This window comes from Salmonella sp. SAL4457 (assembly GCF_046548235.1).
GTDB lineage: Bacteria > Pseudomonadota > Gammaproteobacteria > Enterobacterales > Enterobacteriaceae > Salmonella > Salmonella enterica.
In genome coordinates this window covers 1-370 of the sequence record NZ_JBGDZO010000134.1, presented here as the reverse complement: position 1 = coordinate 370, position 370 = coordinate 1, and the positions used below count along the sequence as shown (strand labels likewise).

1 pseudogene is annotated in these 370 nt (G+C 66.5%); it reads right to left on the bottom strand.

Annotated elements, in window-relative coordinates:
• A pseudogene (locus tag ACLJNW_RS23585) lies at positions 1–249 on the bottom strand (hypothetical protein); the annotation flags it as partial.
• Between the last annotated feature and the right edge of the window lie 121 nt (positions 250–370).

Here is a 370-nt window from a genome sequence, read left to right as displayed (position 1 = left end):
CTCGCTCAACGGAGCTAGCAAGGCGCGTCCGTTGGAGTTCAACGCCCGCAGCACCACATCGCGCCCCCAGCTCTCGATGCGCAGGCAGATGGAAAGGATCGCCACGCTACGCCGCGCAGCCTTGCTGTCCACGTCGAAGCAGTCGAACAGCATCCGGTTGGCGCCGGCCATGCGCCTGATCGACAGCGCCTCCGGCACCAGCGTGCGGTACTCCAGACTTTCTTCCAGTCGAGAGCCAACCCCGCTCACGAGCCACCTCCTCGCGCCCATGGGCGACTGGCCTGCGCGACGCTAGCGCGCAACGGCATGTTCATCATCGGTAACCCCCCTTTTCCCCCAATTGCGACCGCTGCCGTCGGCGGCGTACGCC